Origin of the sequence: Marinobacter sp. F3R11, from assembly GCF_003318275.1 — a bacterium.
GTDB lineage: Bacteria > Pseudomonadota > Gammaproteobacteria > Pseudomonadales > Oleiphilaceae > Marinobacter.
This window is the reverse complement of the sequence record NZ_QOCH01000003.1, coordinates 120,023-143,274: the sequence shown is the minus strand read 5'-3', so window position 1 is coordinate 143,274 and position 23,252 is coordinate 120,023. Positions and strand designations below refer to the sequence as shown.

Genomic DNA, 23,252 nt, shown 5'->3' with positions numbered 1-23,252 from the left:
AGTGCTGGCACTCCCGTCCTGAGGCGGGTCTATCTTTAACTTAGCTGGTCAATACGCCATGTCCAAACGACTTATACCCATAATTATTCTGGCAGTTGGTGTTCTGGGGTTCCTGTTCCTGAAAATGACGCGGCCGGAGCCTGTGCAGGTGAGCGCTACGGAGCGCAGCTGGCGGGTAGAGGTGCAAGTCGTTGAGCCCGAAGTTCACACTCCCCTGCTGCCTTTGTACGGTGAAGTGGTTGCGCCGGAAAAGATGTCCGTGGTGGCTACTCTGGCCGGGCGTATTGCTGAACGGCCGGTAGCGGAAGGTCAGCGGGTTAGTGCAGGGGATCTGATAGTGGCGCTTGATCCTCTGGACGTTGAGCCTGCACTGGCTCAGGCGAAGGCTCAGGTGGCGGATCTTGAGGCCCAGATACGCGCTGAACAGGTGCGCTATGGCAATGATCAGGCGGCGCTGAGAAGTGAACAGGCGATTCTTGCCAACGCCCGCCGGCAACTGGAGCGCACCCAATCCCTGGCAGGTCGTAACCTTGCCTCCCGCGAGAGTCTGGAAAGCGCAACGGATGCTGTGGCCAGAGCTGAACTCACCGTCAGTATTCGCCAGCGTGCCATAGATGAGCATCCGTCGAGGTTGCAAAGCCTTGAAGCCCGGCTGGCTCAGGCCGAAGCAACATTTGCAACAATGCAGCGTGATGCTGAGCGATCCCGGGTTACGGCTCCTTTTGATGGTGTTGTAACGGAGGTTCAGGTTGCCGTGGGTGATCAGGTAACCCCGAACCAGAAACTGCTCTCGGTTTATGCAATAGAGCGACTGGAACTTCGGGCCAGGGTACCCAACAGGTATCGGGCTGAGCTGCTCGGTGCCCTGGCAGAAGGGGATGATCTCTATGCTTATGGCAACCAGCCGGAGTTCCGTTTCCGGCTCAAGGGTTTTGCTGGTACCAGTGATCCCGCCGGGGATGAAGCGATTCTTGAACTGACCGGAGCTGCAGCGAGTATACGTCCGGGTGCACTGCTGCCGGTCAATCTCGAACGGCCGGAGCGCAGCGAAACCGTCGCCGTTCCGTTCAGTGCCCTGTATGGCGCAAACAGCGTCTATCTGGTTACAGACGATAACCGCATGCAACGTGTCTCTGTAGAGCGTGTGGGGGAAGTGCTTTCTGGTGATGGCGAACGCCGCCTTCTGATTGCTGGTGAGGCTCTGAAACCTGGAGCTCGCATGGTTGTCACCCATCTGCCGAATGCTCTGACCGGGCTGAAGGTGGACATTGCCAGTGACAGTGATGGTCAGCGGAGCCCGGCTCCATGAGGCGCAACAAAGGCGTTATTGGCTTCTTTGTACATCACAGGGTTGCTGGCAATCTTGTGATGCTGATGATGCTGCTTGCCGGTGCGCTTGCCCTTACCCGCATGAATATCCAGTTTTTCCCTACCTTTGCTCTGGACGTTGTCAGTGTGCGTGTGGTCTGGAGTGGCGCCTCTGCAGAAGATGTGGAACAAGGTATAACCATCCCTCTGGAGCAGCGTCTGCGTAGCCTGGATGGTCTGAAGAAAATGACTTCCACCTCGGCCCAGAGCGTAGCGTCTATTACCCTGGAGTTTGAGGAGGGTACTAACCCGATCACTGCGCTGGATGATGTGCGCCAGCAGGTGGATGAGTTCACAAACCTGCCGGCAGACGCTGAGGAGCCGCAGGTTGCCAGAGTTGAGCGTTATGAGCCCGTGGCCCGGTTGCTGGTATTCGGTGACCTGGATCGCAGCGAGCTTCGGGCTCTGGCCTATCGTTATGAAGATGAGCTGCTGGAGAGGGGCATAGACCGGGTGTCGTTTACCGGATTGCCAGAGCAACAGATCAGTATTGATGTGCCCGTGGAAAGGCTGGAAACGCTGGGGTTGTCTCTTGGGCAGATTGCCGACCGGGTGGCTTCGGTTTCACGGGATTTGCCCGCAGGAATTATGGCTCAGCAGGATGCCGCCCGGGAACTACGGTCTGTCGAGCAACGGCGAAGTCCTCAGGCGTTTGAGTCTGTGCCGGTACTCAGCGACGAACGCGTACAGCTGCGCCTTGGGGATATAGCGACGGTCCGGCAGGAGGATCGTGACAGCCAGGTATCGTTGATTCGTAATGGCTTTCCGGCCATTGAGCTGCAACTCCAGAGAGCGGAAAACGGCAACTCACTGGCTGCAGCAAAGGTTCTGGCAGCGTGGCTGGATGATACGCGGGCAACGCTGCCACCCTCTGTACAGCTCGAAGTTTACGATGAATCCTGGCAACTGCTGAACGACCGTATCTCTCTTCTGACAACGAACGGCCTGAGCGGCCTGATTCTTGTGGTCTGTCTGTTGTATCTCTTTCTTCCGGGGCGCGTTGCACTCTGGGTTGCAGTCGGGATACCCACCGCCTTTCTTGCAGCTTTGGGCGTGCTCTGGCTGATCGGAGGCTCTATCAATATGATTTCCCTGTTTGCGCTGATTATGGCGTTGGGGGTCATAGTGGATGATGCCATTGTGGTAGGCGAAGATGCCGACGCCCATGCGCGTATGGGGGAGGACTCCATCTACGCCTCTGAAGGCGCAGCAAAGCGCATGGTCTGGCCGGTGTTGGCGTCCTCTCTGACCACCGTCGCTGCATTTATGCCTCTGCTGGTTGTAGGGGGAGTAATTGGCAATATTCTGGGCGATATTCCCGTTGTCATGATCTGTGTGCTCATTGCCTCACTGCTGGAGTGCTTCATAGTGCTTCCTTCACACTTGAGACACGCTTTCAGTCCCCGTAGAACGAGCAAAAGTGAAGGAGAAACGCCGAACTCAGGCCGCAACCCGGTTGTGCGTTTCCGTGACAGTTTTGAACGCCGGTTTGATGATTTTCGGGAGGGTCCGTTCCGTCGATTCTCCCGGCGCAGCCTTGAACACCGGGGAATAACTATGGCCAGCGTACTGGCTCTGGCCATTTTCACCGTGGGTTTGCTTGCTGGCGGCCGGCTCGGCTTCAATTTCTTCCCGACACCGGAACCCTCAGTGCTCTACGCCAATGCGAGCTTTGTAGCGGGTACGGACAGTGCCACGGTAGACCGCTTTATGGGTGATATGCAGAAGGCGTTGAATGAGACGGAAGCGGCGCTGGGCGGTAACCTGATTCTGCATGCGGTTACCACAGTGGGCGCGACTCTGGGTTCGGGCGGAAGTTCCCGGACCGGTGATGAGCTGGGCTCGATCATGATTGAACTGGTGCCTTCGGATCAGCGCCCGATACGTAATCCGGAATTTATCACTGAATGGCGCAGTCGTATGACTCTGCCTGCCGGGCTGGATAATCTTGCTATTTCGGAGCGCCAGGCAGGGCCTCCGGGCCGGGATGTGAATGTGCGTCTGACCGGTGATGACTCAAGAAATCTGAAGCTTGCCGCAGAAGAGCTGGCTCAGGCGCTATCGACCCTGCCCGGTGTACTGGATGTAGAAGATGACATGCCCTGGGGCCGGGAACAGTTGATCTATCAGACGAGTGCATACGGTGAAGCCCTGGGCCTCACCATCGAGGACCTTGGCGGCCAGTTACGGGCAGCGTTTGATGGTCGGGTTGCCCAGATATATCAGGACGGGAGGGATGAGATCGAGGTACGGGTTCAGTTACCGCGGGATCAGCGCGAGCGGTTGTCTACCCTGTCCCGTATGACGGTGCGAGTTCCTGATGGGCGCTTTGTGCCTTTGGATCAGGTGATGAACCTTGATCACCGCCAGGGATTTGAGGCGTTACGCCATGCGGATGGCAAGCTGGCAATAGAAGTAACCTCAGCTCTTGATACCAGTGTCAGCACCGCGGCACAGATTCTAGATAGCCTGCAGGCCGACGCGCTGCCGGATATCGCCAGCCGTTTTAACGTTCACTACAGTTTTGAAGGCCGGGCAGCGGACCAGCGCGAAACCATTGCCGATATGCAGACCGGTCTGCTGGTGGGCATAGCGCTGATGTATGTGGTGCTGGTATGGGTGTTTGCATCCTGGAGTCTGCCGCTGATTGTGATGGCAATCATTCCTTTTGCCCTGGTCGGTGCCTTGATCGGCCACTGGCTGATGGGGCTGCAGCTCACAGTCTTGTCTCTGTTTGGGCTTTTTGGTTTGGCGGGGATAGTGGTGAATAACGCGATTATTCTGGTGTCTTTCTATAATCAGCAGCGGCAAAAGGGGCTGGGTATCAATCAGGCGCTGAACGAAGCGGTGGTTCAGCGGGTGCGTGCTGTCCTGCTCACATCCCTGACCACAATCGGAGGTTTACTGCCGCTGCTTTTCGAGACCTCCCTGCAGGCCCAGTTTCTGATACCCATGGCGACTTCCATCGCTTTTGGCCTCGGGCTGTCCACGGTGCTGGTGCTGCTGGTTATTCCGGCTTTATTATCCTGGCTCGAGCAATTTCGGGAGTGGAGGGCCCGGCCTACCAGGTAATCGTGCCCGAATCCGAATCCGGACTTACGGGGCGTATATCAATGATAGCCTCGTTCTCGCCGGCTTCTTTTTCAAGCAGTTCCCGAAGCCGAACCCCTTGTTCCACCATGGGGTCTGACAGATCAATGATGATCTCAACGCGACGATTTTTCGCGCGATTGTCTGCGGATGTATTTTCCACTCTGGGTTCGGTATCAGCCAGTCCTTTGACTGCCAGACGCGTGGGTTCAACATCCCCGGTCGCCAGCAACACGTTTGCGACAGCGGCTGAACGGGCAGCAGAAAGGTCCCAGTTGCTGTAGAAGCGGGAAGTCCGTATAGGTATATCGTCGGTGTGCCCTTCAACCATCAGCTTTCCGGGCATCTCGGCCAGTACTTCGGCCATCTCCAGAAGCAGACCTTCAAATTCATACGTCAGGTCTGCAGAACCGGAAGGGAAAGATCCCTTCTCCTCAACCCGTATAACGATACGGTGCTGGTCCTGGTCTTTTTCCACGGTAATGCGGCCATCGTCAATGGCCTCCTCAAGAACCTCCCGGATGCTGGACGTACTGGCTTCAAGGAATTCCTTTGCAGCCGCTTCCAGCGCATCGTCTGTGGGGCTTTTCAGGGTCTGCAGTTCGGGCTGCTGATCGGTTGTGGTTTGCTTTACCTCGTTGACCAGCGTGGGCTCGGGCGGGGCGGGTGAAAACTTGTCGAAAATCGGACTGGTGCCCTGGGGGATTTCGAGGGCCGGTACATCGCGCTGAACGCCGAATGCCTTTGAGAGTTCTCCGGCAATCTGTTTGAACTTCATCGCGTCGATTTCAGAAAACGACAACAAAAGTACAAAGAAGCACATCAGCAGCGACATCAGGTCGGCAAAAGTCACAACCCAGGCGGGAATACCCGGTTTTTCCTCTTCTGGCAGCTCGTCCATGGGGCTTATCCGCTGGCGGCCTCCGCATCCGGCGCTTTGTCACGCTTGTTCGGGGGCAGGTAGCTGGATAGCATCTGTTCGATAATGCGCGGGTTTGTACCTTGCTGAATAGCTACCAATGCGTCGGTGTAAAGCATTTGCAGGCGGGCTTCTTCGGTCATGCGCAGGGACAGTTTGTCCGCAATCGGGGTGGCGATCATGGTTGCAATCATCGCGCCGTACAGGGTGGTAAGCAGAGCAACAGCCATGGCCGGGCCGATGGATTTAGGGTCTTCCATATTAGATAACATCTGCACCAGGCCAATCAGGGTGCCGATCATGCCCATTGCCGGTGCCACGTCCGCCATAGCCATAAATACCTTGGAGCCTGAGCGGTTGCGGTCCAGGGTCATCAGGCGTTCTTTATCCAGAAGCTGTTTAATGGTATCGCTGGTCTGGCCATCGACCAGCATCTGGATACCGCTGCTCAGAAAAGGTGAAGCGACATCCCGTCCCTCAAGGCCTAGCGCGCCTTCTTTACGGGCAATGTTTGCAACCTCCACAAGCTCTTCAATACTGGCCTGGGTTTCCGGAAGCTTGAATTTGAACGCCCGGGCAGCCGCTTTAAAGGCACCGAGAAACTGTGGGATGCTGAATTTGGAAAGCACAACCAGCATGGTTCCGCCAACGACGATCAGCAGCGATGCAGAGTTGAGGAAAACATCGGGGGCCGCACCAAGAACAACGGCGGTTACGATCAGTAAGATGGCGCCAAGAAGGCCAATCAGTGTGGCGAAATCCACGTGTTCTCCGGGATATTTGACGGTTTAGAGTGAGGGTCGTGAGATTACCCGTAGTTCATTATTCAATCAATCCGCTTGTGCCGATTGCCCGGCACCTTCTTTGATTTCTTTCCAGGCTGCGTACTTGTGCAGGTCTGATTCGACCAGCTTCAAACATAGTGCAACCACACCCGCATCGTCCAGAAAACCAAAGCCGATAATAAGATCCGGAATAAAATCCAGGGGATTCATTACATAAATAAGTGCCCCTGCAACTGCTGCGATGCTTTTCCAGGGAATGTCTCTGTAACTTCCGTTCCAGTAATCCCTGAGCATGGAAAACATCAGTTTTATATCGGCGCTGAACCTTTTCAGCTTGCCACTGCCTTTCACCTTTTCTTCAATAGCCCGCTGCCGTTCAAGCAATGTCTCCAGGTCAGCGCGATTTACTTTCGCTGTCTCGGCATCTAATTGTTCCTGCGCGTTCTTCTGGCTGAACAAAGCCATGGAAAAGTATCCTCTCTTGATTCAGTGGGAAAAACTACAGTAATAATGTCACGAAATGATCTGGTATGTTGCACCAACTGTAAGTGATTCGAAAGGGCGTTAAAGGCCTGAAGGAATTGCTCGCTTATACTTGTATGGAAGGCAGGTGAAATTTCGCAGGAAGAGATCAGCAAAGTATCTGATCTGATACATAAAAGCAGGAACATCACCGCTATGATAAATTCTGCATTGAATGTTCGATGAGTCGGGCTGAGGATACGAAGGATCAGTAACGCGATGTCTTCGGAACGAGTGGATAAAGAGGCCTGTTTACTATGCTGAATATACTTGTCATCGGCGCCGGGGGTATTGGCGGCTATTACGGCGCAAGGCTGGCTGAGGCTGGCCACCGGGTTGTGCTTACGGCTCGTGGCGAGCACCTTGCTGCCCTGCAGAAAAAGGGCCTGGTGGTTCACTATGAAGGTCGAGTTATGGAGTGCCAGGTGCCTGCTGTTGATCACGCAGCCCTGGTGCAGAACTATCAGTCTGGCGATTTTGATGTGATTGTCATTGCCCTCAAATCCACTGCGACAAAGGCCGTGCTGAATGAGCTAAGCCCCTGGCTGGGGCAGAGTGATGTATCGGTACTGTCTTTGCAGAACGGTGTGGACAACGAACCTGTGATTGCCAGGGTACTTGGCGAAAGTCGCGTTCTGGGCGGATTAGCGGTGCGTATTGGCGGTCATATTGTTGAACCAGGAGTAGTGGAAGCCGAAGGCGTTGCGCAGATTGTTATGGGTGAGTGGCCCTCCGTCCCTGAGATACAGGATGCCCGGCGGCCGATTCTCGAAATCCTGCAGAATGCTTTTGACAAGGCAGGTATTCCTGCAACAGTTTCAGATAACATCCGCTATGAACTATGGCGAAAGCTTGTCATCAATAATGGCGTTAACCCGATCTCTGCATTAACAGGGCTGGATACGCAAAGTCTGACCCGGCACCCGCAGCTCAGCCGCGTTGTGTACGGCATGATGGCAGAGACTGCCGCTGCCGCAAAAGCCGATGGCCTGAAACTCGGCAAGGATGATGTTGACGAGATGTTCGCCCTGATCAGCAGCTTTAATGCGATCAAAACCTCCATGCTGGTTGATAAGGAAAAGGGTCGCCCGCTGGAGCTGGATAGCATTGCGGGGGCTGTACTGCGTCGCTCGGAAGAACTCGGCATTGATGCCCCCTATACCACTACCGTCAATGCCTTGCTGGAACACGGGCTGGGTTAGCGGTCTGTAAGTTTGATTTCTATGCGCCGGTTTTTCCGCAAGGCTGCCGGCGTGGCACCATCTGCAACCGGGAAGAACTCACCAAAGCCTGCTGCCACCATGCGGTTTTCGGGCACGTTCCGGGCTGCGAGGTAACGCACTACCGCTACAGCGCGAGCAGTTGAAAGCTCCCAGTTGGAGGGAAACTGCGGTGTGTTGATGGGAATCAGATCGGTATGGCCATCAATGCGCAGAATCCACTCAAGATCTGCGGGGATGGTTTTGACCACATCCAGCAGCACTTCGGCCAGCTTGTCGAGTTCCTGTTTTCCTTCCGGGCCCAGGCTGGCTGAACCAGAAGCAAACAGCAGCTCGGAAGGCAGCAGGAACCGGTCGCCGACAATGCGGATGTTTTCATTGGCGGCCAGAATGTCGCGCAGCCTCGAGAAGAATGCAGACTGGTACTGTTCCAGTTCGTTGACCCGCTCAGCCAGCAGCGTATTGAGGCGTTTGCTGACATTTTCCAGCTCTCCCTCTTTGTCCGCCGTTATTTCTTTTTGCAGCTTGAGTGCGGCGGTTATCTGCTGAAGCTGGCTCTGAAGTGATGCTATCTGGCTGGACAGCTGCAGGATCATGTTCTGCTGGCTTGCAGAAAGCTCGTCCTTGTCATCCAGCTCCCGATTCATGCTGGCCAGCCTTTCCGCCCGGGCCTCGGCATCGGCGGTTTGCTGCATGAGCTGTTTGCGGGACGCGTCCAGCCGCTGTTGCAGATCTTCATTTTTTGCCAGGCTGGCGCTGAAGTTGCTTTGAACGGAGAGCATCTCTTGTTCCAGAGCTTTTGTCTTGCTCTGTTCCAGCCCCAGAAGTTGAGAAATCTCGTCCAGCCTCTGATTCAGGCGAGCCAGTTCAGAATTGCGGTCAGACAAGGTTTGAGACAGGAACAGCTGGCTGACTACGTAAATAAGCAGCATGAAGATCACCAGCATAAGCAGGGCTGAGAGTGCGTCTACGTACCCTGGCCAGACGTTGGTGGTGCTCCGGCTTCGGCGTCTGGATCCGATCATGGCCGGCGTTCGTCGCTGTTAGAGGTGTCGACCAGATTAGTAACGCCTGTCAGCCACTCTTCCAGTCCATCATAGAACCGGTTTTGGGCATGCCCGGCCTGGATATCGAGAAAGCCCAGGATCAGCGATCCTCCAAGACCGAGCAGCGATGAGCTGAATGCTGTCCCCATGCCCTGCAGGGGTGTTAACAACCCTGTCTGGAGGTTTGCAAACACCTTACCGAAATCGCCCTGGCCCATATCAAGATTGGTAATCACCTCACCCACTGCATTGATGGTACCCAGCAAACCCCAGAAGGTGCCCAGAAGCCCGAGAAAAACCAGCAAGTTGATGAAATACCGGGTTATTTCGCGCTGTTCGTCCATCCGGGAATGGATGCCATCCAGAACTGTGCGCAGTGACAGGGTGGAGAGGGTGAAACGATCACGTTTGGATTCTTCGCCCAGCTGCCGTGCCAAAGGCTTGAGCAAGCGGGGTTCCTCGAGCACCGAAAGGCCTGAATGCCCGGTACGGAACTGGGATATCCAGCGCAGTTCCGGGAATAGTACGAAGACCTGGCGGTAGGTCAGGCCGATGCCGACAAAAAGGACACAAATAATCAGCAGATTGAAGACCCAGTTTGCCATAAATGCGGTTATCAGCGGCTTGTGGACCAACACGCCGACGACTGAAACGATTGCCAGAAAAAAGGTCATCCAGAAAAGGGTGTGTTTGGGGTTACTCATGAAAAAAATCAGCCTTTTTGAGATGTTCTTCAAAACGTTAGCACAGACTGGCAGATGTTGGTGCTTAAATAGCAGGAGATTATGTGAATGGTCAGTGCCCTGGCGAGGCAGCTGCTATGTGTGGATGTGCATCTTTTTGTGTAGCCAGACCGTTCATGGAACTGAGAGCGTCTATACTGTAATCGGGGCACAGTCCCTGTTCGTTTTAAACAGTTGCATGGGGACAATAGACAATGCGGGTATTGATTGCCGCTTTACTGTCGGTAGTGGCGCTTACTGCGAATGCCCAGCAGGGGACAGAGACCATCCCCCCCCTGAAGGTTACGGTGGGTGCCAGCCACGCACCGCCGTACCGGATTGTTGACGGTGGACCGCCGTCAGGCCTGTACGTGGATATTTTCAGGGAAATCACGGAGCGGTTGGGCTGGAAGACGTATTACCGGGAAGCTCCTTTCCGGAGGGTTCTGAACCTGATCCGGCGCGGCGAGGTAGACGTTATGCTGGGGGTCCTGAAAACGCCTGAAAGGAATAACCTGATGGAGTTTGTTGCGCCGGCTTTCCCGCCGGAACGCAGGTTGTTCCTGTATTCCAGAGACTCTGGTCGTATTGAGCGTTATGCGGATCTATACGGTAAAACCATAGGGGTAATGGAAGGGGCGAGTTATTTCACAAAGTTTGATAATGATGAGCGGCTGCATAAAGAAGCCGCCCCCCGGTATGAAAACCTGCTTCTGATGATGGAGAAGGGCCGGGTCGATGTTGTTGTTGCCCCGGAACTTGTGGGGTTGTATACGGTTCGTGAGCTTGGTCTGTCAGTCAAGGTGTCTCCTTTTTTCGTGCCTGGAGAAAGGTCCTGGATCGCGGTTGCCAGGACATCTCCGGTGCTGGAGTATTCTGACGACATGCGCGCCGCGCTCAAACTGATAACAGCAGAAGGTATATACGAAGATCTGGTACTCGAGTACATGGATCACTACGCTCTATAATCCATCGAGGCAAAACAGGATGACAGGTTACTCGTCGGACTTCAGGAAACGTATGTCTGTCACCGGTAGCACGCTCCTGGCTGTTTTGTTGACCCTGATAGTTTCTGGCAGAGCAGAGGCGTCAGCGGCCTTTTGCAAAACGCTGACGGTGAGTGGCAACCCCGAGTATCCACCATTGCTATGGGAGGATTCCCTGGCACCCGGGAAGCTGACAGGTGCGGCCGCCGCTTATCTGCAGGAAGTTATTGAGCCCCTTGGCGTGACTCTGGAGGTTCAGAACCTGGGCTCCTGGGCACGGGTTCAGCGTCTTGCCCGAGTGGGTGAGCTTGATATGGTCGCCGGCGCCTTTATTACCTCGGAGCGTATCGAGTATATGGATTATGTGCTGCCCCCTTTTATGCATGTTTCCACGTCCGTATGGGTGCCCAAAGAACGGGTGTTTGAATATCGCCACTGGCCGGATTTGGAGGGCAAAACAGGAGGTACGCTGATTAATAACAGTTTCGGGCAGGGGTTTGACCGTTATGCCGAGAAAAATCTGGAAATTGTCAGCGTCAGAACCCTGGAACAATCCTTTGAAATGGCTTTGGCCGGGCGCCTGGATTATGTGTTGTATGAACGATTGCAGGGACAGGTAAAACTTCAGAGTATGGGTTTGGATGATGAGTTTGTGTCTCTGGATGTGCCGGTGAGTACCGAAGGGCTTTTCTTCACCTTTTCCAAAAACTCGGAATGCAACACCTTCGAATTCCGTGAACGCATTGCAGATCGTCTGTATACCCTGAATAATTCAGGTCGTCTGGACGAGCTTGTCAGTGAATACACGGCTCGCTACATGTCTCTGCAGTTTTAGCGACTGCAGGATACTTCATAAACCCAATAAGAGAGTTTCTATCAGCATGGCAATCTGGACCCGTAAACCGGACCTTGAAGGGTTGGCGAAAAGCAGCGCTAACACGGCAGTGAGCCACATGGGCATTGAGTATACTGAAATAGGTGATGATTACGTGAAAGGCCGGATGCCGGTCGATGAACGCACGGTTCAGCCTTTTGGCATCCTCCATGGCGGGTCATCGGTGGTGCTTGCAGAAACACTGGGCAGTATGGCCGCCAATTGTTGCCTGAAAGATCCGAATACTGTTGCAGTAGGGCTAGAAGTTAATGCTAACCACATTCGCCCGGCGACCAAGGGTTGGGTCTATGGAACGGCCAGGGCCATTCATATAGGCAGTGCGACTCAGGTATGGGAGATCCGTATAGAAAATGAAGAGGGTAAGACGACCTGCATTTCTCGCCTGACAATGGCGGTAACACGACGCCCGTAAAAGCGCTTGCATTGCCCGCAAGTCAATGGGGGAGCTACGACGACAGGTGCACTTGGTTCCGGCCTCTGGTTTTTGACTGGTACATGGCGTCGTCGGCTCTTGAGAGCAGAGCCTCAAGCCGGTCGTCATCTGCAGATAACATTGCAACGCCAAAGCTGGCAGTCGGGCGAAGCTCCACCTGCCGGTAACGGATCTGTAGTTCCTGGAGCATGAAGCGCAGGCGTTCTGCCAGCTCTATAGCCTGATCCTGAGTGGTGTCTGGTAGCAATATGCCGAATTCTTCGCCGCCAATGCGTGCAGCAATATCGGAGTCCCGCACCTTATCCAGCAGCATGCTGCCAACCTTTTTGAGGACGGCATCTCCTGCTTCATGACCGTGGTTGTCATTGATCTGTTTGAAATGGTCCAGATCGAACATAATGGCGGCCATGGGCGTCTGGTGCCGGCGAGCCTGTTTGAGGAATAAATTCCCGAACTGGAAAAATGCCCGGCGGTTATTCAGAAGAGTGAGCTCGTCCTGCAGAGACGCTGCTTCCGCTTTTTTCCGGGCATCCTGCAAAGCAATCTCCATGTACTTGCGATCGGTGATGTCCGTGGCGATTTCCAGACGAACCAGCCTTCCGTCAGTCCACTCAATGGCCTGATCCCGGCACTGATACCAGCGTTTATCAACCTCGTTCTGAAATTCCCACACATGGGGGGCGGTGGCCTGTCCGTCGCTGTTTATGAGCAGATTGTTTGTGCAGAAGCTACAAGGGCCATCATTGTTTTGCAGAACCTCCCAGCACTTCTGGCCTTTCTGGAAATTGCCCCATACGCTGCGTCCATAAGCGTTCAGATACAACAATTCGTATGTATCGAAATCTGAGACGTACACCAAAGCATCAAGATTGTCGAGAATCGTCTGAAGCGCCGCCTTACCCACAGAAGACTCGGCAGCATCAGCACTTTGGGTAGGAATTGTCTGCTCAGTGTCACGCGTCGTCATTAGCGGCAGTTCTTGTAGGTGTTTGGCGCAGTATAGCAATGATTAATTGAATGGGAGCAACTCTGGTCTCACTATGGGCATGCCCATTTCCTGCAAAAAAACCTGCACCGCTCGTCGTGTGGCCAGAAATGTTTTCTGAAAGGGTTCCCGCACGACAAGAGGGGCTCCTTAAGGTTAAGGCATATTGCCCGGGCGTGACACCCTGCGAGCATGTTAAATTTAGCGCCACCGCGCATAATGAGGAAGCTATTTGAATGGCAGCACAGGAAACAAATCAGGGTGTTGTATTCGGCGTGTCTGCCTACACCATCTGGGGGTGCTTCCCGCTTTATTTTGCTTTGTTTGAAGGTGTGCCGGCCTGGGAAGTGGTGATTCACCGGGTGCTCTGGTCCTGTGTTTTCCTTGCGGTTGTTGTCACATTTCTGAAGCGTTGGCAGGTCGTAAAGTCGGCTCTGGCGCGCCCGAAAAAGCTGGGGCTTGTTCTTGGTTGTGCGGTGCTTATTGCAGTTAACTGGGGTGTGTACATCTATGCCGTGGAATCCCGGCAGGTTCTGCAGGCCAGTCTCGGCTACTTTCTGACGCCTCTGGTTAACGTCGGATTGGGCATGCTTGTACTCAAGGAAAGTATATCCCGCTTGCAGGTTCTGGCTGTGGTGGTGGCGACCATTGCCATTCTCTACCAGCTATTTCTCCTGGGGGTTGTGCCCTGGATAACGCTGGTGCTTGCGTTCAGCTTCGGGATCTATGGTCTGCTTCGTAAACAGGTTGCTCTGGATGGGCTTTCAGGATTGTTCGTGGAAACACTCCTTCTGTTGCCTGTCGGGCTGTTAGCACTTGCAGCATTAAGTTATGCGGGGGCCTCCCATTTCTTTGAGAGCGCTGACACTACGTTGCTGCTGCTTTCCAGTGGCATTGTAACGGCAATTCCTTTGCTGCTTTTTGCCGGTGCAGCACGCAGGTTGCGGCTGTCAACTGTCGGCTTTCTTATGTATATCAATCCCACTATTCAGTTTTTGATTGCGTTACTGGTATTCAATGAGCCCCTGAGCCCTGAAAAGCTGGCGAGCTTTATGATGATCTGGGTGGCGCTTGGGTTGTATTCGTGGTCGGCCTGGGCCGGGCGTTCCCGGCTTGCCGGACGGTAATACCTATTCCACTGTTTCCAGATACTGTTCCAGTTCCGTGGCCAGCCACCCCAGAACCGCGCCGCCTTGCGCCTGTTCGGATTCCAGTGCGCTGAACACCTTCCACCAGCGAGCACTGCGGTGGTGAACAACTTTGAGTTTATCCTGCCTCAGGGCATTCGTAATAAGAGGCAGGGGAAGGTCTGCCCAGCCAGCACCGTCAATTGCTGCATCCCGTATCAGTTCGTATTGGGTGAATGCCAGATAGTTGGCTGTTTCCGGAGATTCAGCTTCCAGCCGATCGTTCTGCATAAAGGCCAGCGTGATTTCGGTATGGCTGATGAGATCATCCTGAGTTACCCGTTTAAGCCGGCTAAGTGGGTGGTCCGGTGCGGCTACTGTGAGCATTCGCACATCTGCAAGTTCACGAAACCATTGATAGCCCTCGCTCACCAGAGCCGGCATAAGACCGTAGGCTACATCCACCGACTGGTTTTTGACCAGAGCAGGGAGTTCCCGGGGCGCCGCCAGATACACAGAGAGGCTGGTTTGAGGAAAGCGGGCTTTGAGCCTGTGCAGAAGGTCTCGCCACACGGATTCCGGAATTGAATCATCCCGGGCTATACGTAAAACGGATTCTGCACCGCTGAGGTGATGCTGGCAGCGTGCGGAAATCTGCATTGCTACCTGATCGAACCGACGACAATCCGTAACTATGGCCTGGCCGATACTTGTCAGGTGCAATTGGTTTCCACTGCGTTCGAACAGGGCTACGCCAAGTTCGTCTTCCAATGCTGCCAGAGCGGTGCTTACAGTGGTACGGCTTCGGTTAAGCTCCCGGGCTGCCGCTGCGATAGTGCCGTTGCGCACTACCGCCAGGAATACTCTTACCTGTGACGTTTTCAAGAAACACCTCCCTGGTGACGGTTTTTCCGTCGGCCACCGACTCGCACTCGCCAGATACACCGCGATAATATGCTGGTAAATCACGGGAGATCAAAATGTTTAAGTCTATAGCGCTGGAAAATATGGCGCTGAGTGTGTCTGCGGTTGCGGCCGGCCTGTTTGCCCTGACCGGAATTACCTGGGGTTTGTGGATTGACTCGCTGGTCATCCTGTTTGATGGCGCATACTCTTTGGTCAGCCTGATGCTGTCGCTCCTGTCTTTATACGCAGCACGAGTTGTCCGCCGTCCTGCCACCAGGGAATACCCGTTTGGTCGTGGTGCGGTTGAGCCTTTGGTGATTGCCGTCAAAGGGTTGGTGATTACGCTGGTATGTTTGTTGTCTCTGGCATCTGCGATTGCTGCAATGCTTGAAGGTGGTCGCTCTGTAAGTGCCGACAGGGCTCTGGTTTTTGCTTCTGTAAGTGTTCTGGGCTGTGCTGCGGTATGGGTGTATCTGAAGTGGGTGGGGCGCCGTGAATCTTCCGGCTTGCTCCTTGCCGAACGGCGGCAGTGGTTTATGGATTCGGTACTCAGCGCAGCAGTGCTGTTGGGGTTTGGTATTGCCTGGTGGCTGGAGCAGAGCGCCTGGTCTTCCTGGGCCGTGTATGCTGATCCGATGATGATGCTCGTTATTTCTGCCTATTTCATACTTGTGCCGGTAAAAATGACCATCGGTGCGATACGGGAGCTCATGCTTGCAGCACCTCCGGCAGAGTATACGGAAGAAGTTCATGATGTCCTGAACTCGGTGGGGCTTGCACCGGAACAGGTGAGAATGGCCAAGCTCGGCCCGAACCTGATGGTGGAAATCAGCCTTCCTGCCAACTGGTCCGGGCGGTCAGAGCGTCTGAAGGGCACTATTTTGCGGCATCTGGAAGGTCTTCCTGTACGCCCCGCAATTTTTATACACAGTCTGATTCATTGATTTCGATGATATGAAACAACCGATAGCCGGATACCACCAGGATGAAGAATCTCATTGGGTTGCTCAACTTGCTTGTGGCCACAATCAGCATGTACGTCATACCCCGCCGTGGGTGAACAGGCCCTGGGTGACCAGCGCAGAAGGGCGGCGTTCCATGCTTGGCTTTGAACTTGATTGCCGTAAGTGTGACGAAGGCAGGGACATTGATGTGGTGCATGAAAATTAACTGTTTGTCCTCAAGATCTTTAAACTGTCGTCGTTAATACCTTGAGACAATACCCTCCTGAGGATCTGGCGTAATGAATTTTTTGAACCACCTGCATATACGAACCCGTTTACTGCTGGCAGTGCTAATACCAGTGCTGGTTACAGCGGCAACTGTTGCCTGGATTTCAGTCAGTCAGATAAAGGTGAATGGAGAAGCAGAGTTACAGCGCCTTGAAACCAGTCTCCTGGAAGCCCGGAAGCTGGGGCTGAAGAACCTGATTGATGCGGCAAAAGCGGTGGTTCTGGAGGCGAAGAACGATACGGCATTGTCTGAAGATGAAGCTAAAGCCCAGGCTGCATCCCGTTTGCGCTCTATCCGGTTCGAAAAGACAAACTACGTTTTTGCTTACAACCGGGCAGCGCGCGCTGTTGCATACTCGCCGGACCCTTCCAGAGAGGGGCAGGATAATAGTCCGGCCGTCAGACAGCTTGTAGGTGACTTGTTTGACGCTGCAGAGTCCACCGGCTATCTCGGCTATGACTGGCCCAACCCTGCATCAGGTAATGAAGAGTCGAAAGTATCTTACTCCGCAATTATTCCTGGTTGGGACTGGATGATTGGTGCTGGTGTTTACATTACCGATATCGATCGGCAAGTTGCAGCTGCCCGCTTGGAAATCGAGGAAAACATAGTTGCAACACTCGGCTTTATTCTTCTGGTTACCTTCATCGTTGTGGTCATCTCACTGGTAATCGGTGTGTTTGTTGGCCGCACAGTAACCAGGCCTTTGAAAAACGTAAGCGAAATGATGCAGGAAATCGCCGATGGTGAGGGTGATTTGCGCCAGCGTTTGCCGGATCAGGGCAGTGATGAGCTTTCAGAGCTGGGCCGTCGTTTCAATGCTTTTGTTATGAAAATTCAGACAACCATCCGGGAGGTCGGTGCCACAACGGATCAGGTGGCATCTTCTGCGGAAGAACTGAGCCGGGTAGCAAATGAAACGCGGGCGTCCGTGCAGGAGCAAGGGTCGGAAACCGATCAGATTGCCTCTGCGATTAATGAAATGGCAGCGACCATCCAGCAGATTTCCGGTAATGCCAGTGAGGTTGAAGGTGCCGCATCGGATGCAGACCGGATGGCCAGAGAGGGTGGTGAAACCATTGCCAGTGCGCAGGGCGCTGTAAACCAGTTGTCTGAGGAAATTCAGGAGAGCGCTCTGAGTATCAATGCGCTGGCTGAAAAATCAGACGATATCCAGAAGGTACTGGATGTAATTCAGGCAGTTACTGAACAGACCAATCTGCTGGCATTGAACGCGGCTATTGAGGCTGCCAGAGCGGGTGATCATGGCCGTGGTTTTTCTGTGGTCGCAGATGAAGTGCGCCAGCTTGCACGGCGCAGTGCGGAGTCTGCTGATCAGATCCGTGAAATGATTGACGGCTTTGTAAGCGAAACCCGTTCAGCCGTTGAACGGATGAACCGATCCCGGGAGCGGTCGTCCGAAACGGTGGAACGCATCAACCATGCCTCAGGCGCACTGGCAACCATTGAAACATCCGTCGGACAGATTCACGATCAGGTAACCCAGATTGCTACTGCGGCAGAGCAACAAAGCCAGGTGGCAGAAGAAATCAATCAGAACGTGGTACGTATCGTCGATGCAGCGCAGCGTAGCGATACGGGGGTCACTCAGACGAATGAAGCCAGCCTTGAGCTCGCTCGGCTGGGCGAAAGCCTGCGGGATCTGGTGAGCCGCTTCAAAGTCTGATTCTCGGGTTGCAGGGTGAACAGGACAGAACAACTCTTGGCGCCGGGTGTCATCACGGGCTAAGATTATGGGCGCTTTTGCGATAAAGATATAACATAACAACACGATAAATGGTGCTAACGATGATGACTGGTCTGTTCAGAATGGCAGCGGTGACGCTGTTGTTCTCTGTTAGTTCGCTCGGCATGGCCGCAGAAAACTACACCCTGCGCCTTGCGCAAACCTGGGGGCCCAACTCGCCTATTCTTGGAGAAACTACCGAGAACATGGCCAGAATGGCCGAAGAAATGTCAGGCGGACGCCTGAAGATCCGTATTGACAGTGCCAACAAGCACAAAGCACCTTTCGGTATTTTCGACCTGGTGCGTAACGGTCAGTACGACATGGGACACACTGCCTCTTATTACTATAAAGGCACCATTCCCAATGCAATGTACTTCACTACAATTCCCTTTGGTCTGATTGCACCGGAAATGTATGCCTGGTTCTACCACGACAAAGGCATGGAACTGATGCAGAAGGTTTATGAACCTTATGGTCTGCTCTCCTTCCCGGGTGGTAATACCGGCAACCAGATGGGTGGCTGGTTTAACAAAGAGATCAATTCCGTTGCGGATCTTAAAGGCCTGAAAATGCGGACCCCCGGTTTTGCGGGTGAGGTGATGTCCGAGCTGGGTGTGGCGGTTACTAATTTGCCTCCCGGTGAACTGTACACAGCGCTTGAGCGCGGAACAGTTGATGCGGTTGAGTGGGTAGGACCGGCGCTTGATTTCCCGATGGGCTTCCACCAGATTGCAAAGTATTACTACTCGGGCTGGCAGGAGCCAGGTGCGGAAGTACAGTTCCTTATTAACCAGAAAAGCTGGGACAAACTGCCGAAGGACCTGCAGGCAATTCTGCGTGTAGCCATGCGCACCGCAGCTTATGACATGTACATCCAGACCACTCACGACAGTGGTGTGGCCTGGGATCGTATGAAAGAAGACTATCCGGACGTAACGCACAAGACCTTCCCGCCGGAAGTCATCGAAGCGATGCGTGCCGCAACCAACAAGCTGCTGGCTGAAGCCGCTGCGAAAGATGAGCTGGCAAAAGAGATTATCGACTCGCACTTCGGCTACCTGAAACAGGTCCGTCAATGGACCAATATTTCAGACAAAGCCTACCTCGACAGCGTTGCTGGCGAATAAAACCTTCCAGCTGGCCCCGACTGCTTCGACAGTCGGGGCGCCTTTTAAAACAATTCCCCATACAGAAATACCCCATTTGCCAGGAACGGCAGCTTCGGATTCCCCACTGGATAAAATTGTTGTGTAAAAAACCGTCACTGACCTTTTTATGTAAGGCTCTTTCTGAAAAAATACGCCGCTCATTATTTGGACAGGGCTGATGACTAAAACACTCCTATCGCTGAGCGGTATCAGCAAACAGTTTGACGGTAAAACCGTGGTAGATGAGCTCAGCCTGACAATTGACGATGGCGAGTTCATTACACTCCTTGGGCCGTCCGGCTGTGGTAAAACTACGCTTTTGCGCATGATGGCAGGCTTTGAACTGCCGGATCAGGGCACGGTGACGCTGTCTGGTGTGGATATTACCCAGACCCCGCCAGAGGAGCGTCCGCTTAACACCGTTTTCCAGAACTACGCTTTGTTTCCCCACATGTCGGTTTTCGACAATGTGGCATATGGGCTGAAGATGGAGAAACGGCCGAAAGCGGAAATCCGCGAGCGCGTTGAAGAAGCGCTGGCCATGGTTCAGCTGGAGGACTTCTCCAGGCGCAAGCCACATCAGCTTTCCGGTGGTCAGCAGCAGCGGGTAGCAATCGCCCGTGCTGTGGTCAAGCGGCCAAAGATGTTATTGCTTGATGAGCCCCTGTCTGCTCTGGACTATAAGCTGCGTCGCACCATGCAGGTTGAGCTCAAGCGCCTGCAGCGTGAACTGGGCATAACCTTCGTTTTTGTCACCCATGATCAGGAAGAAGCGCTGTCCATGTCTGATCGCATCGTGGTGCTCAAAGACGGTCTGATCCAGCAGCTGGGCACCCCACGGGAAGTCTATGAGCGTCCGGCGAATGTCTTTACTGCGCGCTTTGTTGGCCAGACCAATTTTTTCCCTGGTCGCGTAACGGGAATTGAAGACAAGCGCATCAGCGTTGACGTTTTTGGCCTGAACCGGGTTCTGGGCAAACCTTCTTTCCGTGTAACGACCAATCAGCCGTTGCACGTCTTGCTGCGCCCGGAAGATCTCCGGGTGCTGGCGCCGGATGATACCGAAGGCGTGGCCGGAAAAATCGTAGAGCGGAATTATAAAGGCAGCACCCTGGACTCGGTTATTGAGCTGGAGGATGGTAGCCAGGTCATGGCCAGCGAGTTTTTTGATGAAGACGATCCCGCTTTTGATTACAGCATTGGTGAACCCGTCCGGGTGAGCTGGGTAGACGGTTGGGAGTGGTTGCTGGCGGAAGAAAGCGACGAGCCATTGACAGATGAAGAGGAGCTGGCCGCCGATGATGCTGAGCATTAGGCAACAGCCGTTCAGAGCGGCTGTTCTGGTGCTGGTATGGGGTTGGCTTCTGTTCCTTGTGCTCGCGCCGAACCTGTTGGTAGTGGGGACAAGTGTGATGACACGGAACCCCGGCACCTTCATTTCCATGCCGTTGAATCTGGATGCGTATCGCCAGCTGTTCAACCCCTTGTACCTTGAGGTATTCATCCACTCCCTGTACATGGCGGCAATGACCACGCTGGTTTGTCTGTTGATTGGGTATCCTTTCGCCTGGGCCTTGTCGCGGGTGGAAAAGCGGCGGCAGATGTTATTGATTTTCCTGTTGATTGTGCCTTTCTGGACCAACTCGCTGGTACGAACCTACGCGCTGAAGCTGATTCTGGCGACGAACGGCTTGTTGAACCAGGGGTTAATGTCTCTGGGAATAATCGATGAGCCGGCACAACTTCTGTACACCGAAGGAGCGGTGATAGTGGGTCTGGTATATCTCCTGCTGCCCTTCATGATTCTGCCACTGTACTCGGTATTTGATGATCTGCGTCAGGATGTTCTTCTTGCCTCCCACGATTTGGGTGCAGGCCGGTTTGCGACCTTTAAAAACGTTATTGTTCCCTTGACCCTTCCTGGTGTTCTGGCTGGCGTTATGCTGGTATTGCTGCCTGCGATGGGGCTGTTTTTTGTGCCGGATATTCTGGGTGGCTCGCGCAACCTGCTGGTAGGGAATGTGATCAAGAACCAGTTCCTGGATGCCCGCAACTGGCCGTTTGGCGCTGCTGCCAGCATCATGCTGACGGTTGCCATGGCGCTGCTGATGTTTGCCCACCGGTTGAGTAAACGCCGACTGGGCGAGGAGGGTGCCTGATGCGATGGCTTCCCCGCACATATCTCGCGCTGGTGTATCTGCTTCTGTACGTGCCGATTATTGTGCTGGTTGTGTTTTCCTTCAACGATTCCCGTACCGGCTATAGCTGGGGTGGTCTGAGTCTGCGCTGGTACGAATCGCTGTTCAATAACCACGCTATGGTTCAGGCCATGTGGAATTCGTTGTGGCTGGCACTTACTGCGGCCACCGTATCGACACTGATCGGAGCGCTGACCGCGCTGGCTCTGCATCGTTACCGCTTTCGTGGCAAGAAAGTCCTGAACGGGATGTTGTTTGTTGTCATGATGTCGCCGGAGATTGTACTGGCCATTTCACTGCTCGGGCTGTTTCTGTTGCTGGGGCTGAAGCTCGGCTATGTATCGCTGCTGCTGGCCCACGTTACCTTTTGTCTGCCGTTTGTCGTGATAACGGTTATGGCCCGGCTCGCCGGTTTTGATGAGCGCTTGCCGGAAGCGGCACGGGATCTTGGTGCCAGTGATTTCACTATGACCCGAACCGTGCTGATCCCGGTTATCATGCCTGCGCTGATGGCGGGATGGATGCTGGGCTTTACGCTTTCCATGGACGACGTTGTGGTGAGCACCTTTGTCAGCGGCCCGAGTTATGAAATTCTTCCTTTGCGCATCTATTCTATGGTGCGTGTAGGTCTTAAGCCTGAAGTTAATGCACTGGGTACTCTGTTGCTGGTGTTTTCACTGGTAATGCTGATGTTTTCGCACTGGATTCTTTCAAGGAGCAAACAATGAAAAAGATCGCACTGGCCGGCATGCTGGCACTGGGCCTGACTGGTTGCAGTTCCGACGATCCGCAGGTTCTGAACCTGTATAACTGGTCGGAATATATGCCTCAGGAAGTTTTGACCCGCTTTCAGGAAGAAACCGGCATTCAGGTGGTGTACACCACTTATGACAGCAACGAAGCCATGTACGCCCGGCTGAAGCTGCTCGACGAGAGCGCCGCCTATGATCTTGCTGTGCCCTCCACATACTACGTCAGCAAAATGCGCAACGAAGGTCTGCTGATGCCCATTGATAAAAGCAAGATCAGCGGGCTTGATCAGGTTGACCCCGAGCTTACCGGCCTGGATATAGACCCGGACAACCAGTACAGCGTCCCTTACCTCTGGGGTACGACAGGTATTGGTGTTGATATCGCAGATATTGAAGGTGAACCGGTTACAGCCTGGGAAGATCTCTGGGGAGAGCGCTTCAAGGGTCGTGTGAATCTGACAAACGACATGCGTGAAGTCTTCCACGTGGGTCTGCGTGTACTTGGCTACTCCGGTAACAGTACGGATCCGCAGCAGATTGAAGAGGCCTATGAAAAGCTGACAGAGTTGATGCCTTCTGTACGAACCTTTAACTCCGATGCGCCACGCATGCCGTTCCTTGAAGGCGAGACTGACGTGGGCATGATCTGGAATGGCGAGGCAGTAATGGGCAAGGAAAGCATGGAATCGCTTGAGTATGTGTATCCGGAGGAAGGCGTTATTGCCTGGCTGGACAGTTTTGTAATTCCGAAAAATGCCAAAAACCCGGAAGCTGCTCACAAATTCATCAGCTTTGTTCTGCAGCCGGAGATTGCGGCACTGATCAGCGAAGATATTGGCTACGCTACACCAGTGCTGGCCGCCCGCGAGTTGCTGGGAGATGAGGTTTCAGGGGATCGTGCCAGCTATCCTGCAGCAGAAGATATGGTGAACGCAGAGTTCCAGGCAGATATAGGTGATGAAGCCTTGCAGATCTACGCAAGGTATTGGGAAAAGCTGAAATCCGGACTCTAGATGTCAGCTTCCAGGCTTGAGATGGCGGGATCAGAGCACGGTCAGATCCTGTTGTCTCAGGTCTTTTTATGGGCTTTACTGTATTATATTTGTACACGTGGCTGGGCAGGTAATCTATACTTGCCTGCAACGCTCTAACTGGCAGGACCCCTCA

General features: G+C 53.9%; 22 protein-coding genes. 15 read left to right on the top strand and 7 right to left on the bottom strand.

Annotated elements, in window-relative coordinates; genetic code table 11:
* Positions 1–58 precede the first annotated feature (58 nt).
* Both DS878_RS00710 and DS878_RS00705 read left to right on the top strand, forming a co-directional pair.
* Positions 59–1,309, top strand: a complete 1,251-nt coding sequence (locus DS878_RS00710; protein ID WP_113814025.1) for an efflux RND transporter periplasmic adaptor subunit — start codon at positions 59–61, stop codon at positions 1,307–1,309.
* On the top strand, positions 1,306–4,440 hold the full coding sequence (locus DS878_RS00705) for an efflux RND transporter permease subunit (protein ID WP_113814024.1): 3,135 nt from the start codon (positions 1,306–1,308) through the stop codon (positions 4,438–4,440). The genes DS878_RS00710 and DS878_RS00705 overlap by 4 nt, the downstream gene beginning before the upstream one ends.
* Here the strand turns inward: DS878_RS00705 and DS878_RS00700 are convergent.
* The 3 genes from DS878_RS00700 to DS878_RS00690 all read right to left on the bottom strand — a co-directional run bounded on the left by DS878_RS00700 (position 4,430) and on the right by DS878_RS00690 (position 6,627).
* Positions 4,430–5,359 carry a flagellar motor protein MotB gene (locus DS878_RS00700; protein ID WP_113814023.1) on the bottom strand — a complete coding sequence of 310 codons (930 nt, stop codon included), beginning with the start codon at positions 5,357–5,359 and terminating at the stop codon, positions 4,430–4,432. The two genes, DS878_RS00705 and DS878_RS00700, sit on opposite strands and share 11 nt — an antisense overlap.
* A gap of 5 nt (positions 5,360–5,364) precedes the next feature.
* On the bottom strand, positions 5,365–6,141 hold the full coding sequence (locus DS878_RS00695; protein WP_113814022.1) for a MotA/TolQ/ExbB proton channel family protein: 777 nt from the start codon (positions 6,139–6,141) through the stop codon (positions 5,365–5,367).
* A gap of 66 nt (positions 6,142–6,207) precedes the next feature.
* Entirely contained in the window at positions 6,208–6,627 is a 420-nt protein-coding gene (locus DS878_RS00690; RefSeq protein ID WP_113814021.1) for a YkvA family protein, read from the bottom strand.
* Between the two features lie 314 nt (positions 6,628–6,941).
* Here DS878_RS00690 and DS878_RS00685 point away from each other — a divergent pair, with 314 nt between their 5' ends.
* Complete coding sequence (locus tag DS878_RS00685) at positions 6,942–7,886, top strand: ketopantoate reductase family protein (RefSeq protein ID WP_113814020.1); 945 nt, start codon at positions 6,942–6,944, stop codon at positions 7,884–7,886.
* Here the strand turns inward: DS878_RS00685 and DS878_RS00680 are convergent.
* Positions 7,883–8,929: a peptidoglycan -binding protein gene (locus tag DS878_RS00680; RefSeq protein WP_113814019.1), complete on the bottom strand. Its 1,047-nt coding sequence runs from the start codon at positions 8,927–8,929 to the stop codon at positions 7,883–7,885. The genes DS878_RS00685 and DS878_RS00680 overlap by 4 nt on opposite strands.
* Entirely contained in the window at positions 8,926–9,654 is a 729-nt protein-coding gene (locus tag DS878_RS00675; RefSeq protein ID WP_113814018.1) for a MotA/TolQ/ExbB proton channel family protein, read from the bottom strand. Before DS878_RS00675 ends, DS878_RS00680 begins: the two co-directional genes overlap by 4 nt.
* Positions 9,655–9,887: 233 nt before the next feature.
* Here DS878_RS00675 and DS878_RS00670 point away from each other — a divergent pair, with 233 nt between their 5' ends.
* The 3 genes from DS878_RS00670 to DS878_RS00660 are packed head-to-tail and all read left to right on the top strand — an operon-like array spanning position 9,888 to position 11,965.
* On the top strand, positions 9,888–10,640 hold the full coding sequence (locus DS878_RS00670) for a substrate-binding periplasmic protein (protein WP_113814017.1): 753 nt from the start codon (positions 9,888–9,890) through the stop codon (positions 10,638–10,640).
* A gap of 52 nt (positions 10,641–10,692) precedes the next feature.
* A complete protein-coding gene (locus DS878_RS00665) occupies positions 10,693–11,493 on the top strand; it encodes a substrate-binding periplasmic protein (protein ID WP_113814016.1) in 801 nt (266 codons plus the stop codon).
* A gap of 46 nt (positions 11,494–11,539) precedes the next feature.
* Positions 11,540–11,965 carry a hotdog fold thioesterase gene (locus tag DS878_RS00660; RefSeq protein ID WP_113814015.1) on the top strand — a complete coding sequence of 142 codons (426 nt, stop codon included), beginning with the start codon at positions 11,540–11,542 and terminating at the stop codon, positions 11,963–11,965.
* A gap of 34 nt (positions 11,966–11,999) precedes the next feature.
* Here the strand turns inward: DS878_RS00660 and DS878_RS00655 are convergent, their stop codons facing one another.
* The gene (locus DS878_RS00655) at positions 12,000–12,953 is read right to left on the bottom strand and encodes a GGDEF domain-containing protein (RefSeq protein ID WP_113814014.1); all 954 of its coding nucleotides are present in this window, start codon (positions 12,951–12,953) and stop codon (positions 12,000–12,002) included.
* 254 nt (positions 12,954–13,207) lie between these two features.
* On the opposite strand from DS878_RS00655, the gene rarD reads away from it, so the two are divergent.
* On the top strand, positions 13,208–14,098 hold the full coding sequence (gene rarD / locus DS878_RS00650) for an EamA family transporter RarD (RefSeq protein WP_113814013.1): 891 nt from the start codon (positions 13,208–13,210) through the stop codon (positions 14,096–14,098).
* A 3-nt stretch (positions 14,099–14,101) separates the two neighbouring features.
* On the opposite strand, the gene DS878_RS00645 is transcribed toward rarD, so the two are convergent.
* Complete coding sequence (locus DS878_RS00645; protein WP_113814012.1) at positions 14,102–14,983, bottom strand: LysR family transcriptional regulator; 882 nt, start codon at positions 14,981–14,983, stop codon at positions 14,102–14,104.
* Between the two features lie 95 nt (positions 14,984–15,078).
* On the opposite strand from DS878_RS00645, the gene DS878_RS00640 reads away from it, so the two are divergent.
* The 8 genes from DS878_RS00640 to DS878_RS00605 all read left to right on the top strand — a co-directional run bounded on the left by DS878_RS00640 (position 15,079) and on the right by DS878_RS00605 (position 23,098).
* A complete protein-coding gene (locus DS878_RS00640; RefSeq protein WP_113814011.1) occupies positions 15,079–15,948 on the top strand; it encodes a cation diffusion facilitator family transporter in 870 nt (289 codons plus the stop codon).
* Positions 15,949–15,958: 10 nt separating this feature from the next.
* Positions 15,959–16,174 carry a DUF3565 domain-containing protein gene (locus DS878_RS00635; protein ID WP_113814010.1) on the top strand — a complete coding sequence of 72 codons (216 nt, stop codon included), beginning with the start codon at positions 15,959–15,961 and terminating at the stop codon, positions 16,172–16,174.
* A 73-nt stretch (positions 16,175–16,247) separates the two neighbouring features.
* Positions 16,248–17,924: a methyl-accepting chemotaxis protein gene (locus tag DS878_RS00630; RefSeq protein WP_113814009.1), complete on the top strand. Its 1,677-nt coding sequence runs from the start codon at positions 16,248–16,250 to the stop codon at positions 17,922–17,924.
* 143 nt (positions 17,925–18,067) lie between these two features.
* On the top strand, positions 18,068–19,114 hold the full coding sequence (locus DS878_RS00625) for a TRAP transporter substrate-binding protein (RefSeq protein WP_410003445.1): 1,047 nt from the start codon (positions 18,068–18,070) through the stop codon (positions 19,112–19,114).
* A 199-nt stretch (positions 19,115–19,313) separates the two neighbouring features.
* The gene (gene potA / locus DS878_RS00620) at positions 19,314–20,450 is read left to right on the top strand and encodes a spermidine/putrescine ABC transporter ATP-binding protein PotA (RefSeq protein ID WP_113814008.1); all 1,137 of its coding nucleotides are present in this window, start codon (positions 19,314–19,316) and stop codon (positions 20,448–20,450) included.
* The gene (gene potB, locus DS878_RS00615; RefSeq protein WP_113814007.1) at positions 20,434–21,294 is read left to right on the top strand and encodes a spermidine/putrescine ABC transporter permease PotB; all 861 of its coding nucleotides are present in this window, start codon (positions 20,434–20,436) and stop codon (positions 21,292–21,294) included. Before potA ends, potB begins: the two co-directional genes overlap by 17 nt.
* Positions 21,294–22,061 carry a spermidine/putrescine ABC transporter permease PotC gene (potC, locus tag DS878_RS00610; RefSeq protein ID WP_187298701.1) on the top strand — a complete coding sequence of 256 codons (768 nt, stop codon included), beginning with the start codon at positions 21,294–21,296 and terminating at the stop codon, positions 22,059–22,061. The genes potB and potC overlap by 1 nt, the downstream gene beginning before the upstream one ends.
* Positions 22,058–23,098 carry an extracellular solute-binding protein gene (locus tag DS878_RS00605; RefSeq protein WP_113814005.1) on the top strand — a complete coding sequence of 347 codons (1,041 nt, stop codon included), beginning with the start codon at positions 22,058–22,060 and terminating at the stop codon, positions 23,096–23,098. Before potC ends, DS878_RS00605 begins: the two co-directional genes overlap by 4 nt.
* Positions 23,099–23,252: the final 154 nt, after the last annotated feature.